This window comes from Candidatus Woesearchaeota archaeon, from assembly GCA_018303425.1.
Taxonomy (GTDB): domain Archaea; phylum Nanobdellota; class Nanobdellia; order Woesearchaeales; family JAGVYF01; genus JAGVYF01.
This window is the reverse complement of record JAGVYF010000023.1, coordinates 1-15,019: the sequence shown is the minus strand read 5'-3', so window position 1 is coordinate 15,019 and position 15,019 is coordinate 1. Positions and strand designations below refer to the sequence as shown.

The window sequence follows — 15,019 nt, the reverse complement described above, 5'->3', positions numbered from 1 at the left end:
TTATAAAGAAAATGAAATATAAAAAGCAACTTTTTGATTATGCGGTTAAAGATTATAAAAGGATATTGGGAGATTTGAGTTATAAATCTTTTTTTTTAATATATGATTTAGATGATGAAAAAGCATTTTACTCAATTGCGCCTCTTTCACAGGCAATACATGAACTTCATTCAGATTTATTTGTCATTAGTAATTCCAAACAAGGATGTATTGAATATGACATACTTAAAAAAATTTGGGAAGTTTATAAAGAGCATGAATTTAATAAACGGGGGCAAAATACTAAATATTTAAGTCATTTTATTAAAGCAGTTAGTGTTAAATTTGATAATTCTAAATTTGAGAAATTATTCAAAGCCCCGGCATTGATAATTGAATCAGGAAAAATCGGATTTAATGCCGGCAAGATTAAGCTTCCTTACAAATATAAATGGTTCAAACCATATAAATTAAAACAGTTAACTTCGGCAACGCAGAAGATATGGAAAAATGTTTTTGCTCTTAAGAAAAAAGAGAAAGTACAGATTGATTTACCTTTAATTCCGCCAGAAAACATTTTGAAACTTCCTTTAGAAGATTATCTTGACTCTTATGCAATTACTTGGTTATTAATGAAATCAGCAAAAAGTTTAGGCGCCTTTCCGGTGATAAAAGGTAAAACAGTTAGAGTGTCGCCTTTTGAACCTGCTGAACATATATTTGATTTATTAGAGACATTGCAAGGGTGTGAACATTGTAAAAAATCAAGTGAAGCAGTTTTCAAATCATATTCTGACATCTCTAAAATTTTTAAGTTAAAGGATCTTGTTCCGCCAACTGCAGAACTTATTATCTCACCGCAAGGTTTTAGGGGGAGACATTTTTTTGGAGAATGTATTGGATATCCGACTTCAAATGGTAAAAGTAGATGGGATTCACCCGCTAAAATGTTTCTAAAACAATCAGATGAACCTCAATCATATGAAGATGACAGATTACCGATGACAAGGATTGCTTTAACTGAGACATTGCCTATTGATGTTTTTGTAGAGACTACAAATATCAATTATAAAAAATTTCGCGATATAACGCGTAAGTTATACATGGAGTTACAGGGGTGTATAATGATAAATGTTGTTGGAAGCGAGGGGAATGATAGTCATTCAACTAATTTACTTGTGGACATATCCCATCGGAAATTATTTCCGGATTATTCAGATGTTACTACTATAGTTGATAAAGAATTATTTAAGAAAACTAAAATATCATTTGGGAGATATACAAATATACCTGGAGGTGAAGTATTTTTTACCCCCCAGAGTATGCAAGGCACATTTGTTGGTGACGTAGTAATGCATACCGATAGGAGTGTTAAACTTTCAAGTAAGCATCCGATAATAGTTGAAGTTCAAGATGGAAGATATCAGATAATCAAAGCTGAAAAGGATATTTTATTGAATATTGAACATGTAAAAGAAGAACATTTGAAAATATTGTTTGAAAAGGAAAAAAGCGGGGCTTTACCTCAAGAATTTATAGAATCACAAAAATCTAACTTTGACAGAATAGGGGAATTTGCAATTAATACGCATCCAACGGCCAAAATTTGCGATTATCTCGTTGTCAATGAAAAAATCGCCAGAATGATACATATTGCATTAGGCATGGGTTTTGAGAAAGACAGACAAACCGTTTATCATTTTGATATTGTAATTGATGCCGCGAAACAAAAACTTGATATTTATGGTGTAAAACCTGATGGTAGTGAAGTCTGGATCCTTAAAAAGGGCCGAATGGTAATATAAATTATAATTTAAATTAAAATACACTAATTTTTCACCAGTTTTTGACTGGGGGTTATTGGGTAGTCAAAATCTCATATTTACAGCGGGCTTTTGACTATTATTTTTTGCGGGTTTATTCGATTAATTTATTTTTTTTGACTTTGTCCTTAAAATAAATATTCATGAGGGTTTTAATTAATTGTTTAGGTTTAGTATATTTCCTTTTAATTTCGCTATATATTCTGTTATTTTCTATTTTATATTTTTTATGTTTTTTAATAAATTTTGCAACATCTTTTTTGTTTGAACTAATTAAAGGTCCTGCATGTATTTTATATTCGGATAATTTTTCTGGATGGACTATGTACCACATATATGCATTTTGTTTAATATCAGACCAGTACCAGTCAGAATCTAATAACTTAAAATCGTTTAATTCCAACTGCCTTTTTCCATAATTAAAACATTTTAATAATTTCCCCCCTATAACATCTTTTTTTCCTTCTAAAGGTGCAGCTTCAATCATGATTAAAACACCTTTTTCTTTTTTAGCTTTGATTTTAATTTTTTTTAATAAAAATTTATGCATGCAAAACATCTTTTTTGAAGGGCCTGCAAGAAACTTTGCAGCAGCCGCTATTAGCAGGTTAAATTTTTCATAACTAAGTGCTGCGGCGGCATTTCTCTCTTTTTGTACAGGGTCTATTAAAATTAATGGACTGTCAAGTTTAGCCTTATTTAATGTTTTGAAAACTTCTTTTTCATTTTTATAATACTGCGTAAAATCAATTACTTCTTTCAATTTCCAATTGCTTACTCCTTTTAAAAAATTTAAAAAACTTCCATAATAGATAACTAGAATTTCAATCATGTATCCTGAAAATCCATTGATGAAAGATTCTGCCCCATAAACTCTCTGGGCTTTGCAGAATAATTTTGCAAGTTTAATATCATCAGCTTTTTTTCCAATGTGTTTTTTAACCCATAGGACATGTAATGGGCTGACATCTGTAACATTTAACGCCTCTTCGGAATTTTTAATATTTAATACAGGAACAATTTCAAATTCAATATGCTGATATAATAGTTTAAAATAATCTCTGGAGCCATGTACTCTTTCAACATTATCAAAACATTGCAATATTTTTTCGAGTAATTCAGACAAATTTTTATCTTTATATGTTTCGCCAAATTTTACAAAAATATCGCAATCATATTTTTTTAGGTGAGTGCCTTTAGCTACGCTTCCTCCAAGGACAACCTCTGCATTGATATTCTCAGTCTCAATCTCAGTCTTAATCCTATTGAGGATTGGTCTAACTTTACGTTCAGTGTCTTTTATTTTATGGGATTTTAATATTTCTTTTAACAATTCCATTAGTTATCAAATGTTGAACAACGTATTTAAATCTTGTGAAAAGGCGCTGTCCCAGAGTCGTCTCATTGTCAATTAGCATCTTCAGATTTAACTATAACTGCAAGAACGTTCTTAGCTGCTTTATGTTTTAAATTCTATCCTAATATACAGACAATGAACTTTCTGGACAGCGCATGTGAAAAGCAACATTTATAAATCAATATATTTATTTAACAAAATATGTCCAAGCTGATTTACAGAAAGGAGAAAAAACAATTTTTTGAAGATACTGGCAGAGAAGTTACTATAATAAAACAGCGAGAATATTTTATCAAAGACATCTCTAATGATTTTCATACCGAAAATGGGGTAATTAGCAAAGCAGATCTTAAAAAAAAAACTTCTATTAACTCAAGTATGGGTACGGAATTTCAAATTATTGATACAAGCTTTATTGACGTTTACAAAAGAATAAAAAGAATAGCTCAAATCATACCCCGAAAAGATGTTGGGTATCTTATAGCAGAGACAGGGATAGGAAAAGGTTCAGTGATTGTTGATGCAGGTTCAGGTTCTGGGGGTTTATCATTATTTCTTGCAAATATTGCAAAAAAAGTTACTACATACGATATAAAAAAAGAGCATGTTGCGCTTGTAAATGAAAATATTAAATTTCTTAACTTAAAAAATGTTATAGCAAAGGAACATAATATTTATGACGGAATTGAAGATAAAAATGTTGATGTTTTTACACTTGACCTTCCCGAACCGTGGAAAGTTCTTCCTCATGCGGTAAAATCATTAAAACAAGGCGGGTTTATAGTCTCATATAGTCCGTGCATTCCACAGGTTGCAGATTTTGTTAATGCGTTAGTAAATAATGAAAACTTTATCCATATTAAAACCATTGAAGTAATTGAACGGGAATGGGAAGTATCGGGTAGAAAGGTTAGACCTAAATCCAAGATGATGGGCCATTCGGGATTCTTATCATTTGTTAGAAAGATTTAAAATTTTATTTTCCGCGGATGTATTTCGCAGGGGTGTTATGTTTCGATTGACTTTCTGTATATGCTGAATCTTAATAATAATATTTATTTGCGTTTTTTTGTTCTCTATCTTTAATAGAGCCGGGTTTATTTGCGCGCGGTCTGCCGCTTTCAATATCTCTTCTAAAAGTTAGATTTAGATTTTTTAGGAACATGTTCATACCATTTTCCATACTTAATATAGCATTAAGTTTGCCAGATTTAGCTGGTTCACCTTCGAATACTGCTAATTTCTCCGACAAGAAATCTAAAAATAATAAGTCATGATCCACAATAAAAGCGGTTTTACCTTTATTTTCCATTAAATCTTTGATTACGCGGGCTGTCACCAGTCTTTGCTCTACATCAAGATAAGCTGAAGGTTCGTCCATTAAATATAATTCAGCATCTTTTGACAAGCATAAAGCAATTGCAATTTTCTGTAGTTCGCCGCCGGATAATTGGTTAAGCTGTTTTGTAAATAAAGGTTTAATGTTTAGCGGTCTGATTATTTCAGTGTCATATTTAGCAATAGCATCACGCAATGTTACCATTACGAGTTCATCTGAATCATTTTTTAAGTATTGGGGTTTATAAGAAACCTTTACACTTTTTTCAATTTTACCGGTATCGGGTTGAATTTCACCTGCTAATATCTTGATAAATGAGGTCTTCCCGATCCCATTTTCTCCTAACACCCCTACAACTTCATGTCTATAAAGAATACTTTTACTTGCGGTTAAATTAAAATTATTTAACGTCTTTTTCATATCAATCCACTCTGTTAAAATTATTCCTCCTTCTTTTTTTTTCTTGAAAGCATTTTTTTCAAACTTGATTCTATGATCCCTGAATCTTACATTTGCATCCGCCATATAGCCTTCAAGATAAGCATTAATACCGGCTTTTGTTGTTTTTGGAAGTGAAACAATGCCGTATGCGCCAGGTTTACCATACATCAAATGCACTGAGTCGGTCATATAGTCCAGAATAATCAAGTCGTGTTCTACAACTAAAACAGCAGTATTTTCATTTGCAAGCCCTCTAATAAATTTACTGATAATAATGCGCTGTTTTACATCTAAATAGGAAGTGGGTTCATCAAAAATATACAGATTAGCTTTTTTTAATATAGTTGCAGCAATTGCAACCCTTTGCAGTTCACCGCCAGATATAGTTTTAATATCATTATCAAGTATCATTTCAATTCCTAATGCATTGCATACTTTATCAAGTTCATTTTTTTCATTTACTTTTTCTAGCAAATCGCGGACTTTTCCATTAAATTGTCTATTTATCAAGTCTACTTGTTGCAATTTATATGCAACGACAATTTCTCCATTTTTAACTTTTTCAAAATATTTTTGCGCTTCTGTGCCTTTAAAAAATTGGATTAATTCATCATATGTTGACTCTCCCTCCTTTCCAAGGTTTGGTTTTAATAATCCCCCGAGCGCTTGCATAGCAGTAGATTTTCCTATACCATTTATGCCAAGCAGCCCTACTACTTTGCCGAATTGCGGAATAGGTAAATTATAAAGATGGAACCCATTTTTTCCATATTGATGTATTGGAGTTTTTTTAAGTTCTTCAGGCAGGTTAATTATGCTTATTGCTTCAAAAGGGCATTTTTTTACGCAGATATTGCAGCCTATGCAAAGAGTTTCGTCTATCCCTATTTTGCGGTCGTCTCCTTTAAATATACAGTTTTCACCTTTCCGATTAATTGGACATACTCTTATGCAAAGATAATTACCGCAACCTACAGGATTACAATCTTCTTTTTTAACTACAGCAATTCGGCTCATGCATATAGGGAATTATCTGCATCTTTTAATAGTTATGTTTTTAAATAACCGGGGATTGATATCAATTATGAAATATCTGTCATTCATCGTTCAGGCAATAAAAGATAAACATGAGTTAAATGAAATAGATTCAGAATTTATAGCCGATCAAGTATCTGATTTTGTAAAAAAACATAAGAAAATTCAAGACAAAATAGAAGTTTCAGGCTCATTTTTAAAGTTTAAACTTTCCAAAGAATTCAAACTGATTATAAAAATGATACGGTCAAATTTACGAAAATCGTATGTTTTATTTCAACTTGGTTCTGATCAAAGGACGTGCTTATTTGACCAGTTAAAAAAAGCTCCTCAAAGTTTAGATATTCACCAAAAATTGTTAGAGACACATAGATCAACTAAAGAGCGTATTCCGATATATGCTCAACTCTATAAAGAGATTTTTAAGATTACATCCGTTCCCAGTTCAATTATTGATATTGGATGCGGTCTTAATCCGTTATCATTTCCTTGGATGAATGTTAAATCTTTAAAATACATTGCATCAGAACTGAATAAACAGGATTTGGTAATAATTCAGAAATATTTTAAGCTTAAGAAAATTAACGGGAAAGTTTTACCGGTAAATTTGATAAAAGATTATGCCTTATTGAAAGGTATTAAATCCGATGTATGTTTTATGTTTAAACTTCTCGATTCTTTAGAAGTTGTTAAGAAAAACATTACGGGGAAATTATTAAATATTGTGGATGCAAAATTTATAGCCGTAAGCTTTTCAACTAAATCCGTAGGTGGCAAACCCATGAGATCGACCCGCAGGAAATGGTTTGAATATATTGCAAGCGAGCTTGGATTTGAATTTAAAATATTAGAATACGACAATGAATTATTTTATATACTCTCTAAGACTGGTTTTCCTGAATAATTAATAAATCTTCAGTGGTTAATTTTTTGCCGGTTTTAATTTTTTCTTCCACGTCTTTTTCTAAGTCCCTAAGCCGTTTTTTTTGAGTGTTAGATTGACCCTCTATTTTTGTTTGTTTAATCTCTGAAATTTGCGATTGTAAGCTATTCAAGTCATTTAATTCTTTTTTAAGTGAATTATTAATTTCGCCAAAGTTTTTCTTTAGCTCAATAAATTTACCAAATGCTTCTTTTTCTTCAGTGTTTAATTTTCTAATTTGCTCTGAAGCGTTAATCAAAGTTTCATGTTTAATTTGACTTTCTTTAGCTTTAGATTGTATTTCTTTATGCAATAGATCAGATTTTTTTTTCAATTCATCAATTTCATTTGACAATTGCCTATTATCATTTTGAGTTAGATTAACATTTTTAGTTTCTTCATATTTCTTTTTAAGTTCTTTAATTGTCTGCATTATTTTTTTTTCTTGAGGAAATTTCATAGCTTCAGTTTCAAATTTTTCCTCAAGTTTTTTAATTTCATATTTTATTTGGGCGGGATTATTTTTTCTATCATGGTTATTATTATCTCCGGTTTGATTTATTTTTTTAATCTCATCTATTTTTTTTTTAATCTGGACATTGATATTATTTCGGTCTTCTTTTTTTACTTTTACATCGGCAGAAAGACTGTCTCTGCAGGTTTTAGATTCTTTGAGAACTTTAATCAAATCCGAAATTTTGTTATGCAACAAATTTTTAGTAGAAAACCATTTTTCTTTTTCTTCGTTAATTTTATTTAATTGATTGCGCAAATCTTTTATTTTATGTTTTTTTTTATTAAATTCAGTGAATTTTTTATTATTATCATCTTGTTCCATTGTTAATCTGCCGTTGTAATGTGTCGAAAATAGAAAGAAAAAATAAAATAAAAAGAAGTTTAACCAAATAAGGCGCCTAGACCCGCGGCACCTGCGCCGTCGTCTTTCTTTTCTTCCTTCTTCTCTTCTTTCTTTTCTTTAGCTTGCGTAACTGGAGCAGCGCTAACAACAGGCGCAGCAGCTACAGCTTGTTTCTTGATAGCTTCTTCAATGTTTACACCCTCAAGCGCAGCAACTAAAGCTTTGATTTTAGCATCATTTACTTCAATGCTCGCAGCATTAAGTATCTTTTTAACAGCATCCTCAGTTATTTCTTTTTTTGCTTTATGCAAAAGCATTGCAGCATATACGTATTCCATTTTGATGACCTCCAATAAATGAATTAAGAGTGAAATTAATTACTCTTTCCGAATTCTTTTTCTTTTTTTAGTTTTTTTTGCAGTAATTCATGAGCAGTAGGAACTTTCATTGCTTCTTGCCTTTTTTTTTCTTGTTTGTCATTAGCAATTAACTCATTTACAAGTTCTTCGGCGCTAGGGCCTTTAGGAACCTTTTCTTGAACATCAGCATCAATTGATCCTTTTCTTATTTGCTCAATTAGCTTTTCAGCTTTTTTAATATCTTTATCTGCGGCATGTTTTGTTACAGTTATAATCTCTTCAGCTTGTTCTACTTTAATATTACTATTACCTATTGATTCTTTAACTGGTTTTTTAATATTTTCTTCAAACCGGTTTTCTTGAATAGTGTCAGGTATGTTTGCAGTTTTCTTGAGGCTTAACATTTGTATTTCAGCTTTTGCAAGCACGCTTTCAATAGTTTCGTTAGTTAAGATATTTTCACTTAAAGCAAGGGAAGTTGAAACAGTATGGGCATTGTTTAACATTAATTCGATGTTATCTTTTGTTGGATACCCAACATCCATTGCAAGATTAAATGCCCATCCTGAAGCATCAACAAATTTCTGTTTATATTCTGTTTCATCAATATGCAATATTTTACTTGTAAAGATGGTGCCGTTTTCATATGCAGCAGTTAAGCCTAAACCTATTTCCATTGGTTTAATATCAAATCTTGTTAGTATTCCAATAACATTAGCTTTAATTTCTTCACCTTCCCTAACTACAACTTTATTTTCTTTAATTGCAATTTTACCATTTTCAACACCGGTTTTTAGGCCTAGCATTCCGAGTTCTCCAATTAATGGACCTGGTGCAAAAGAGGTTGGGCCTGCTGGTATTATAATGTCCCGAGGCGCAATTTGCCCTGCTTTTGCAGGGGCCGGTGATTTATTTTTCTGAAGAATTTTATATAATGTAAAAGGATTATCCTTTGTGAATAATAAAGCAGGCATTCCGCTTAAGTATTTTGATAATTTTTCAATTCCCGGTTTAAATTCTTTTGCTTGTTCAAAAGCAATTTTCATAAACCTTCTTTTTGTCATTTTTAACACAACTTTTTTTCTTAGCTGTGCTCTCATGTTTTGTAATTGAGGCGTAGGTAAATTTTCCATATCTACTGCGGCAATGATAGGGTATTCCTTAATTAAATTAACAAATTCTTCAATTTTCTTTTTTTTATATTCAGCTATATTTACCATTTTACACCTTAATCTTTACTATTGATCCCATTGTTAATTTGAGATATACTGATTTTAAATTATTAATATCATTAGGTAATTGCCCTATTACTGTATTGTAATATGTTATTATATTATCAGCAATTTCTTCGTCTTTCATTGTTTCAGTACCAACTAATACTTGTAAGACCAAACTTTTCTTCCATGCAGCTTTTACTGTTTTTTGTAATTTATCATATATTGGATTTAATTGCACTTTTGGGGGTACAATACACCCGGCTTTAGGATTAGGCATTTTTCCTCTTGGACCAAATACTTTACCGAAACTTGTAGCTATTTGCGGCATAATATTTGCTTGGGCTATAAAATAATCATATTCGTCGGTTAATTTTTTTACTGCTTTCTTATCTTTTGAATATTCTGCAAAATCATCAGAAATTAAAAATTTATCACAGATTTCAGTTGCCTGTTCTTTCAATTCACCCCCAATTAAAGCACAAATCTTTTTTGTTTTAGTAACGTGAGGCAGTATTATAAAGAATTCTTTTTGATTATCAGTTTTTTTAAGGTCAATACCTTTAAGGTTGATAATTAAATCAAAACTTTGTTGAAAATTACGTTTTTTTGTATTTTCTTTACACGCTTTAATAGCTTCTAAAATTTCGGTTTTTTCCATTTGTTTTCCTCCTACACCCAAGCATACGCGAGTTAGTAGTATACGGAAATTGTATTAAGTGCTTGTAATAATACACTATTTATAAAACTTACGATATTCAGTAATACTTTAGTAAAGTGAATTCAATACAAAAGTTAGCGTCTTCTCGTGAGACACTACTTAATAAATATAGTAACCTATGGTTACTTCATTGGTTTAATAGTCAGTAGCTTGCTACGATAATCAGTTAAACGTATGAAGTCTAAATACCCTATAGCTTGCAATGGTTGGGATTTTTATTATAAATTCTGCGCGCCAAAATAAAAAACACTTTGAGCGGCTAATCACTTTTTTAATTATACAAGCTTAGCTTGTCTTTTAATATAGATTAAAATTTGATTTTTCCACCAGTGTATTACTAGTTTTTAGTGGAAAAATCGGGTCTGAATCGCTCGAGTACCGTAGGCAAACATGCCGCCAGTCTTTGACTGGTGGTGGGTGACTTTGATTGATTTCTTACTTTGGTTAAAATTCTAGATAGTTTTAAAATAATGTCTGAATTATTCTATAAAATGCAACAGATAATCACTAATGACGATAGTATAACCTACTACAATAAACAATATCAGGAGACATATCACTCCAAAAGTGGAGCAGTAGAAGAATCTATCAAAAAGTTTGTTGAGCCTGCTATGATAAAAGAAAAGTCAAAGAAAGGCAGTATAAAAATTCTTGACATTTGTTTTGGACTTGGCTATAATTCGGCAGCAGTAATAGACGAAGTGTTAAAATACAATAAAGATTGCAGTATTGAGATTGTTGGACTTGAAAATGATATTAGTATAATTGAAAAGATACAGGAAGTAAACCCTAAATTCCTATCTTACAATTTTATTAAATCGTTAAATCAGAATAACCTTTCAATAAAAGTGGATAATGTAAGTGTTAAATTGTTAATAGGTGATGCAAGAGAATTAATAACAACATTAAAAGAAGATTTTGATATAATATTTCTTGATCCGTTTTCCCCTAAAAAATGTCCAGAACTTTGGACAGAATCGTTCTTTAAGGATATAAAAAAATTAACTCTGAGAGGGACTATTTTAACCACTTATTCTTGCGCTAAATTAGTTAGAAATAATTTAAAAACTGTCGGATTTACAGTTAAGGATGGACCTTGTGTAGGGCGCAGAGCTCCTTCAACAATAGCATTTATTGATTAGGAATATTAACAATAATAATGATTGATTAAAAATAAATAGGCCCCCCTGATTATTAGGGCGGGCTTTTATGAAATGATGTTTGATTAATTTTGGCCGAATCATGTATTATATACATGTAAGGTTGCCTTTCTCTCCTTTCTAGATTTTGGTATTTAAAGCTAAATTTGCCTAATTGTGCATGTGATACAATGCGCCTTAAACTCGGCCAAAATTATAGGTTTTTATAGACCTTATCTCTTTTTTCCCGAAGGAATGCGAACTCGAACTTTAGAATTTAAACAAATAAATTCCATAGTCCTTGTGGAATACTATAAAAGCAAGAGGCCAATTGGCGTTATTTTATCAGTAGAATTGGATTGCCAAGTTGCAAATAGGGGTTGGTCAATTCATTTCAGCCTTAATATTCCCTTCTGCGTGTATTAAGCGCCTAATCTTTCTGAATTTTCGCCAAATTGAACATTGCTAGTAAACCGAGATTCATTTCTCGGTATATTCAAGAGGACTCCTTTGGTGTGAGGGGTGGTTTCCAGAATAATATAGGAGTCCTTAAAAAGACTGATTTCAAAATCTTTAGCCATGCTAAAGATTCGTATTTTATCAACTAGTATAGCGGTATACATACTAATATATAAATGTTACGTTTTAGTATACTAATCTATAGTTAGATGCAAATTACACTCCCGTTTGGAGATTTCATTGCTTAAACCTTTTGCAGTTGAAATTTCATTGTCAAAAGCTCGCTGATACCCTCGGTTACAGATCGATGCTATGCTCGCCATTCGGGCCAGGTTAGCTCGTTATAATCTTATTTACCGCAAGTATATTTTACAAAGAGTTTAGATTTAATTGTTTAACAAGTGGAAAATGGGGTCTGAAAAACCAAACTGAGTGAATTGGTGACTGATAGTGTATGGTTTTGATTGACATATGGGCTTTTGCTGCCGAATAAACGCCAGCCAAATACTGGTGGAAATGAGTGTATTATATCGGTGTGTTTACTGGTGTGTCTGGTTTCGATTGATAATGTTTAATTTTGACAGTTAGGGTTAAATAATCCTGAAATAATCTCTCTCTATATGGAAACATTAACTTTTTATCCTATTGATTTAAGTTATAGATTGGAATCGGATAAACCGCAAATTCTAATATATGGAAAAACATCTAACGGGGATAAAGTTTGTATAGTGGATAATTCATTTGAACCATATTTTTTAGTCCATTTAAAAGACGAATCTGTTTTTAGGGATATAAAAAATGATTTGCTTAATTTTAAAATTGCAGATGCCCAAATTGTAAAAATTCAGGAAATACAAAAAAAGATTTTAGGCAAGACTCAAAAATTACTTAAAGTGTTTACCCAGCAACCAGACCAAGTGCCGATTGCAGCTAAATTTATTTCTGAATTGGAAATAGTTGCATCAGTTTATGAATCTGACATTAAATTTGTATTAAGATATTTAATAGATAAGAAGATTACTCCGATGGTATTAACAGAAGCAAAAGGTATGTTTATTAATAATGAATTCAGGGCGGAGTCTGTATTGCAAAAATCGCAAGATTCATCAGTAGAATTAAATGTAATGGGTTTTGATATTGAAACATACTGCAAAAAAGGATCACCAATAATGCCTGAAAAAGATCCGATTATTATGCTTAGTCTTTATGGAAAAAATTTAAAAAAAGTATTGACATGGAAAAAATTTAAACATACTCTGGACTATGTTGAACATTTAGATTCTGAAAAAGAGTTGATTGAAAGATTTAAAGTGTTAATTAATCAAGAAAAACCGGATGCATTAGTTGGATACAATTCTGATGGTTTTGATTTTCCATATATTGAAACCAGAGCAAATAAGTTTAATATAACTTTAAATTTATTTGAAGGTAATTTATTAAAAATTAAAAATAATGAAGCCAGGATAATTGGTCTTCCTCATGTTGATATTTACAAGTTTATTGTTAGAGTTATGTCAAGAGCTTTAAGGTTAAGTTTTTATACATTAAACGATGTGTCTGAAAAATTGTTAAATGAGAAAAAAATTGAAGTAAAAATTGAAGAAATGTTTCTTGCATGGGATAATAACAAAGGCCTAGGTAAATTTTGTGAATATAATCTTAAAGATTCTGAACTTGCATATTTACTTTTTCAAAAAGTTTTTCCGAACATATTAGAACTAATAAAAATTATCGGTTTGCCTATTTATAATTTAACAAGGGCAAGCCATTCACAATTTGTTGAAACATATATTTTAAAAAATACGCCTGATTATAATGAAGTAATTCTTAATAGGCCAAGTTATCACGAAAAAGAATCAAGATATAATGAAAGATACCAAGGGGCTTATGTTTATCAGCCAATAGCAGGGTTATATGAAGATATTGTAATTGTTGATTTTAAAAGTTTTTATCCAACTTTAATTGTATCGCATAACATTGGACCTAGTGTGTTAAATTGTAAATGTCATCCTGATTCTAGGAATAAGATTGAGATTGGGACTAAGACTATGCATTTTTGCGAAGGGAGCAAAGGATTTTTACCTGCAGTTTTAGAACATTTGATTATCGCCAGAACAGAGGTAAAAAAACAATTAAAAAAAAATAAAGATAATATTTTGTTAGGAGCGCGATCGCAGGCGTTAAAAGATTTATCAAATGCATTTTACGGGTACTTTGGTTTTTCATCGGCAAGATGGTATAATTTTGATTGCGCTCAAGCAATAACCGCTTTAGCAAGAAATTATATCAAGGATACAATTTCTAAAGCTGAAAAGGCAGAATTTAAAGTTATTTATGGAGACACCGATTCAGTATTTTTATCATTAGGCAAGAAGAGGATATCTGATGTAGAAAAGTTTGTTAATAAAATTAATAGTGATTTGCCTGGTTGCATGGAACTAGAATTTGAGGGATATTATCCATCGGGTATTTTTGTTTCAGCAAAAGCTTCAACCAAGGGCGCAAAAAAACGTTATGCTTTAATGGATGAAAGGGGAGCACTTACAATAAAAGGTTTTGAAAGCGTGAGAAGAAATATCTCGCCAATTGCAAAGGAGGTTCAAGAAAATATTTTATCAATTTTGCTCAAAGAAAAACAACAAGAAAAAGCAGTTAAATATTTGAAGCAAGTATTATATGATTTAAGAAAAAATTTAATGCCGATTGAAAAGTTGGCTATAACAATGTCATTGCAAAAACCTATTGAAGAATATAATTCTTTGTTGCCTCATGTTGCCATTGCAATGCAATTATTAAGGAAAGGGGAAGAAGTATATCCTGGAATGATTCTCAAATATGTAGTTGTTAAAGGAAAAGGCAAGTTAAATCAAAGAGTTAAATTGCCGGAGGATGTCAAACCGGAAGATTACGATTCAGGTTATTACATTAATAATCAGATAATTCCTGCTATTGACAAAATTTTCGAAGCATTAGGATATTCAATAGAGGAATTATTAATGGAAAAGAATCAGAGTTCATTGCAAAGCTTCTTTTTGTAAAAATAGAATATAAGCTTATCATTCAATAATTTAATTATATTACAGATTATTTGGCTATAATTGTTTAGGATTGTTTAGGCTATAATAATCTTTAAATAGATATTATCATTTTTAGATAATGATGGTGTTAGATAAAGTTGATGAGCTGGAAGTATTAAAATCTCTTTTGAAAAAGACATTTGGCAATATTAAAACAGATATTTCAATTAACACTAAAGATCTTGAACGGTTGCATGATTATAATCGCAGGTTGGAAATGCAATTAATGCAATTAACGGGTGAAATTGCGATTTTAAGGTCTCAATTAAAACCTGTATTTGATTCTCAAAATTTA

At 31.0% G+C, this 15,019-nt stretch carries 12 protein-coding genes; 6 read left to right on the top strand and 6 right to left on the bottom strand.

Annotated elements, in window-relative coordinates:
- Positions 1-11 precede the first annotated feature (11 nt).
- Positions 12-1,784, top strand: coding sequence for a hypothetical protein (locus J4418_03825; GenBank protein MBS3113184.1), 1,773 nt, complete (start codon positions 12-14; stop codon positions 1,782-1,784).
- A gap of 112 nt (positions 1,785-1,896) precedes the next feature.
- On the opposite strand, the gene cca is transcribed toward J4418_03825, so the two are convergent.
- Positions 1,897-3,141 carry a CCA tRNA nucleotidyltransferase gene (gene cca / locus J4418_03820; GenBank protein ID MBS3113183.1) on the bottom strand — a complete coding sequence of 415 codons (1,245 nt, stop codon included), beginning with the start codon at positions 3,139-3,141 and terminating at the stop codon, positions 1,897-1,899.
- Positions 3,142-3,360: 219 nt separating this feature from the next.
- Here cca and J4418_03815 point away from each other — a divergent pair, with 219 nt between their 5' ends.
- The gene (locus J4418_03815) at positions 3,361-4,131 is read left to right on the top strand and encodes a methyltransferase domain-containing protein (GenBank protein ID MBS3113182.1); all 771 of its coding nucleotides are present in this window, start codon (positions 3,361-3,363) and stop codon (positions 4,129-4,131) included.
- A 70-nt stretch (positions 4,132-4,201) separates the two neighbouring features.
- Here J4418_03815 and J4418_03810 read toward each other — a convergent pair whose 3' ends face one another.
- Entirely contained in the window at positions 4,202-5,956 is a 1,755-nt protein-coding gene (locus J4418_03810; GenBank protein ID MBS3113181.1) for a ribosome biogenesis/translation initiation ATPase RLI, read from the bottom strand.
- A 67-nt stretch (positions 5,957-6,023) separates the two neighbouring features.
- On the opposite strand from J4418_03810, the gene J4418_03805 reads away from it, so the two are divergent.
- Positions 6,024-6,878 carry a hypothetical protein gene (locus tag J4418_03805; protein MBS3113180.1) on the top strand — a complete coding sequence of 285 codons (855 nt, stop codon included), beginning with the start codon at positions 6,024-6,026 and terminating at the stop codon, positions 6,876-6,878.
- On the opposite strand, the gene J4418_03800 is transcribed toward J4418_03805, so the two are convergent.
- The 4 genes from J4418_03800 to J4418_03785 are packed head-to-tail and all read right to left on the bottom strand — an operon-like array spanning position 6,856 to position 9,989.
- Entirely contained in the window at positions 6,856-7,734 is an 879-nt protein-coding gene (locus J4418_03800) for a hypothetical protein (GenBank protein ID MBS3113179.1), read from the bottom strand. The genes J4418_03805 and J4418_03800 overlap by 23 nt on opposite strands.
- A gap of 59 nt (positions 7,735-7,793) precedes the next feature.
- Positions 7,794-8,093, bottom strand: coding sequence for a 50S ribosomal protein P1 (rpl12p, locus tag J4418_03795; protein MBS3113178.1), 300 nt, complete (start codon positions 8,091-8,093; stop codon positions 7,794-7,796).
- A 35-nt stretch (positions 8,094-8,128) separates the two neighbouring features.
- The gene (locus tag J4418_03790) at positions 8,129-9,334 is read right to left on the bottom strand and encodes a 50S ribosomal protein L10 (GenBank protein ID MBS3113177.1); all 1,206 of its coding nucleotides are present in this window, start codon (positions 9,332-9,334) and stop codon (positions 8,129-8,131) included.
- 1 nt (position 9,335) lies between these two features.
- Positions 9,336-9,989 carry a 50S ribosomal protein L1 gene (locus tag J4418_03785; protein MBS3113176.1) on the bottom strand — a complete coding sequence of 218 codons (654 nt, stop codon included), beginning with the start codon at positions 9,987-9,989 and terminating at the stop codon, positions 9,336-9,338.
- Between the two features lie 530 nt (positions 9,990-10,519).
- On the opposite strand from J4418_03785, the gene J4418_03780 reads away from it, so the two are divergent.
- The 3 genes from J4418_03780 to J4418_03770 all read left to right on the top strand — a co-directional run.
- Positions 10,520-11,191 carry a hypothetical protein gene (locus J4418_03780; protein MBS3113175.1) on the top strand — a complete coding sequence of 224 codons (672 nt, stop codon included), beginning with the start codon at positions 10,520-10,522 and terminating at the stop codon, positions 11,189-11,191.
- Positions 11,192-12,267: 1,076 nt separating this feature from the next.
- Entirely contained in the window at positions 12,268-14,685 is a 2,418-nt protein-coding gene (locus tag J4418_03775; GenBank protein ID MBS3113174.1) for a ribonuclease H-like domain-containing protein, read from the top strand.
- Between the two features lie 121 nt (positions 14,686-14,806).
- Positions 14,807-15,019, top strand: a 213-nt coding sequence (locus J4418_03770; protein ID MBS3113173.1) for a hypothetical protein, incomplete at its 3' end; no start/stop codon positions are given.

Excerpts from the sequence above, each read along its gene's own strand:
- J4418_03780 (MBS3113175.1), top strand. The coding sequence starts at position 10,520 with ATGTCTGAATTATTCTATAAAATGCAACAGATAATCACTAATGACGAT.
- J4418_03805 (MBS3113180.1), top strand. The coding sequence starts at position 6,024 with ATGAAATATCTGTCATTCATCGTTCAGGCAATAAAAGATAAACATGAG.
- J4418_03810 (MBS3113181.1), bottom strand. The coding sequence starts at position 5,956 with ATGAGCCGAATTGCTGTAGTTAAAAAAGAAGATTGTAATCCTGTAGGT.
- J4418_03800 (MBS3113179.1), bottom strand. The coding sequence starts at position 7,734 with ATGGAACAAGATGATAATAATAAAAAATTCACTGAATTTAATAAAAAA.
- rpl12p (MBS3113178.1), bottom strand. The coding sequence starts at position 8,093 with ATGGAATACGTATATGCTGCAATGCTTTTGCATAAAGCAAAAAAAGAA.
- J4418_03790 (MBS3113177.1), bottom strand. The coding sequence starts at position 9,334 with ATGGTAAATATAGCTGAATATAAAAAAAAGAAAATTGAAGAATTTGTT.
- cca (MBS3113183.1), bottom strand. The coding sequence starts at position 3,141 with ATGGAATTGTTAAAAGAAATATTAAAATCCCATAAAATAAAAGACACT.
- J4418_03775 (MBS3113174.1), top strand. The coding sequence starts at position 12,268 with ATGGAAACATTAACTTTTTATCCTATTGATTTAAGTTATAGATTGGAA.
- J4418_03815 (MBS3113182.1), top strand. The coding sequence starts at position 3,361 with ATGTCCAAGCTGATTTACAGAAAGGAGAAAAAACAATTTTTTGAAGAT.
- J4418_03825 (MBS3113184.1), top strand. The coding sequence starts at position 12 with ATGAAATATAAAAAGCAACTTTTTGATTATGCGGTTAAAGATTATAAA.
- J4418_03785 (MBS3113176.1), bottom strand. The coding sequence starts at position 9,989 with ATGGAAAAAACCGAAATTTTAGAAGCTATTAAAGCGTGTAAAGAAAAT.